Source organism: Arthrobacter sp. TB 26, assembly GCF_000427315.1.
In the GTDB taxonomy this organism is placed as follows: domain Bacteria; phylum Actinomycetota; class Actinomycetes; order Actinomycetales; family Micrococcaceae; genus Arthrobacter.
On record NZ_AUPJ01000355.1, the window covers coordinates 56,112 to 59,070 of the forward strand.

At 65.0% G+C, this 2,959-nt stretch carries 3 protein-coding genes and 1 pseudogene; all 4 read left to right on the forward strand.

Features of this window, described 5'->3' with window-relative positions; all coding sequences use genetic code 11:
* The first annotated feature begins 525 nt into the window (after positions 1-525).
* A complete protein-coding gene (locus K789_RS0113835; RefSeq protein WP_024367270.1) occupies positions 526-828 on the forward strand; it encodes a hypothetical protein in 303 nt (100 codons plus the stop codon).
* Positions 825-1,880, forward strand: a complete 1,056-nt coding sequence (locus tag K789_RS0113840; protein ID WP_024367271.1) for a zinc-dependent alcohol dehydrogenase family protein — start codon at positions 825-827, stop codon at positions 1,878-1,880. Before K789_RS0113835 ends, K789_RS0113840 begins: the two co-directional genes overlap by 4 nt.
* Positions 1,877-2,314, forward strand: a complete 438-nt coding sequence (locus tag K789_RS0113845) for a flavodoxin family protein (RefSeq protein WP_024367272.1) — start codon at positions 1,877-1,879, stop codon at positions 2,312-2,314. The genes K789_RS0113840 and K789_RS0113845 overlap by 4 nt, the downstream gene beginning before the upstream one ends.
* A 36-nt stretch (positions 2,315-2,350) precedes the next feature.
* Positions 2,351-2,959 (forward strand): annotated as a pseudogene (locus K789_RS0113850) (DUF4389 domain-containing protein); the annotation flags it as partial.

The window sequence follows — 2,959 nt, forward strand, 5'->3', positions numbered from 1 at the left end:
GGCGGGAGTGATCCGCGAAACGACGCCGTTGGCCACGTGAACGTCGTACAGCTCCGTCCCGCCGGGGAGCCGCACCGAGGCGAGGACGGGATCATTCACGGCGTCTTCGGGAGTTTCAGGCATAGGAAACAGGCTAGGGGCTGCAAGGGGATGCACCAATCCGTACGCCCAGGCCGCCGGTTCCGGGTGTCCCTCCGGAGACGGGACTTTCGCCCCTTGCACCGCAAACACGCACCCACCATGCTGGATTTGGGGCGGTTCCTGCACGGCCATTGGGGGATGAACTGCTTGCTTATCAGTTGTACGGTCTCGCTCGAACCTTGGGGAAGGAAAAGGCATTCCGCTCTTTCCCGCGCCTGCGGGGGTGGGGCGGGAGACCGCAGCCAACATGACTGTCATCAGCGATTTTTGCACTTATGAGTCCACTTCCGGGTTGCGTGGGAGCTCTGATGCCCCGTGACCCACAGGCAACACGGCAGCCGGGCCGCCTCCTACTACGCACACCCTTCACACGGGGATCCGCGGATGAGGGTTCTCATCCGGATCGACGCCATGGAGGAGTCGGCGCGGGTCAACGTTAGGGGAGTCGTCACACCGGCGAATATCCGGGCCCTCTACGTCGTCTGCCGCCGGGTGACGGCCAAACTTCCTGGCTACGAAATCGTTGTGGACCTTGCCCACGCCCGCGTGACGGCCGAGGCCATTGAAGAACTCCACGAGCATGCCCGCAGGTCAGTCGTGTCGTCCGGCATCGACGCCTCGGAAACACCGTGCCGGCTGCGCATCGTGGATCCGCCGACCATCCTCAGAATCAAGGAGAACGCATGAAAGCCCTCGTCTATGGTGGTCCCGGAGAGAAGTCCTGGACGGACGTCCCCGATCCCAAGATCCAGAATCCCAGCGACGTGATCGTCAAGGTGGACACCACCACGATCTGCGGCACGGACCTCCATATCCTCAAGGGAGACGTTCCTGCCGTGACCAAGGGCCGGATCCTGGGCCACGAAGGTGTTGGAACCATCACCGAAGTCGGCTCCTCGGTCACCAGCCTGAAGGTGGGCGACCGCGTCATCATTTCCTGCATCAAGTCCTGCGGCCACTGCGCCAACTGCAAGACCGGTCTCTACTCGCACTGCATGGGAGAGGAAGGGGCATCCGGCATTGGCTGGGTGTTCGGCCACCTGATCGACGGCACCCAGGCCGAATACGTCCGCGTCCCCTACGCCGAAAACTCCCTCCATCTTCTCCCTGCGGGCGTCACCGACGAACAGGCCGTCATGCTCTCCGACATCCTCCCCACCGGCTTCGAGATCGGGGTGCAGTACGGCCGCGTCAAGCCGGGCGACACGGTCGCCGTCGTCGGCGCCGGACCGGTCGGGCTGGCCGCCATCGCCACTGCAGGCCTCTACGGAGCCGCCACCATCATCGCCGTCGACCTTGACCCGAACCGGCTGGAAAAGTCCCGCGAGTTCGGCGCCACCGACGTCGTCCTCTCCGGCGACGCCGACTGGAAGGAGCAGGTGCTCGCGCTGACCGACGGGCAGGGTGTGGACGTGGCGATCGAGGCGGTCGGCATCCCCGCGACCTTCAGCATGTGCACGGACATCGTGCGCCCTGGCGGCAACGTGGCCAACGTCGGCGTGCACGGAAAGTCCGTGGAGCTGCACGTGGAAAACCTCTGGATCCAGAACATCAATATCAGCATGGGCCTGGTCAATGCCAACACCACCCCGATGCTGCTCAAACTCGTGGCCCAGAAAAAGGTGCCGGCGGAAAAGTTCGCCACCCACCACTTCAGTTTCGACCAGTTCCTGGAGGCCTACGACACGTTTGCCCGGGCCGCGGAAACCAAGGCGCTCAAGGTCGTGATCACGGCATGAAGGCACTGGTTGTCTACGATTCGGCGTACGGCAACACCAGATCGGTAGCCGAGGCGATCGCGGGCGCGCTGCGGGCGACGCCCGTCCCGGTCGGCGACTTCAAGCCCGAGGCGCTCGCGGCGGGGGACCTCCTCGTGGTCGGCAGCCCCATCAACGGGTGGCGCCCGACGCCGAAGATCACCGCGCTGCTCTCTGCCCTGGGAAACGGTTCCCTCAAGGGAGTTAAAGCCGCGGCGTTCGACACTCGGGTCCGGATGTTCATCCATGGCGATGCCGCCAAGAAGATCACTCACGCCCTGAAGGCAGGCGGGGCAGACATCATCGCCGAACCCATGCCCTTCTATGTGAAGGGCAGCGAGGGTCCGCTGCGGGAGGGCGAAATCGAGAAAGCCGAGGGCTGGGCACGAACCCTACTCACCTCACTCACGAGTTGAGTCTGCTGATCTGAGTCATCTGAAAGGACGGCGGCCATGCGACCAGGCCGGATAGTCATGCTGGTGCTGGGAACGCTCAGCGCCCTCCTCGGGCTGGGTCTGCTGGCAGGCGCCGGCGCCGCGGGCTTCGCCAACTACCTGCAGCGCGACAACGGGTACTTCACCACGCCATCGGAACGGTATGTCACGAACTCCTACGCCCTGACAACACCCCGCCTCGACATCATGACCGAGGGCGGCGTGCCGGACACCGTCCCGGTTGGCGTCGTCGGAAGTCTCATGCTGAGCGGTTCGGCGGTTTCCGGCAAGGAAATTTTCGTCGGGGTGGGGCCGCGGAGCGACGTCGCAGCCTATCTGGACGGCGTCAGCCATTCGGAGATCACCGAGGTGCGGTTCAACCCCTTCCGCGTGGAGTACCGGGATGTGGCCGGCGCCAGGGTTCCGGCGAGGCCCGCTGACCAGGGCTTCTGGGCCGCGTCCGCCACAGGCGCGGGGGAGCAGCAGCTCGAATGGGACCTGCGGTCCGGCAGCTGGGCCGTGGTGATCATGAACGCCGACGGCAGTGCCCCGGTGGCCGTAGACATGAAGGCCGGAGCCCGCTCCAACCTGCTGTGGCCTGTCTTCGTCGGGCTGTTGATCGGCGGG

Bases quoted from the DNA above. Each gene is read 5' to 3' on its own strand.
- K789_RS0113840 (WP_024367271.1), top strand. From the start codon at position 825: ATGAAAGCCCTCGTCTATGGTGGTCCCGGAGAGAAGTCCTGGACGGAC.
- K789_RS0113845 (WP_024367272.1), top strand. From the start codon at position 1,877: ATGAAGGCACTGGTTGTCTACGATTCGGCGTACGGCAACACCAGATCG.
- K789_RS0113835 (WP_024367270.1), top strand. From the start codon at position 526: ATGAGGGTTCTCATCCGGATCGACGCCATGGAGGAGTCGGCGCGGGTC.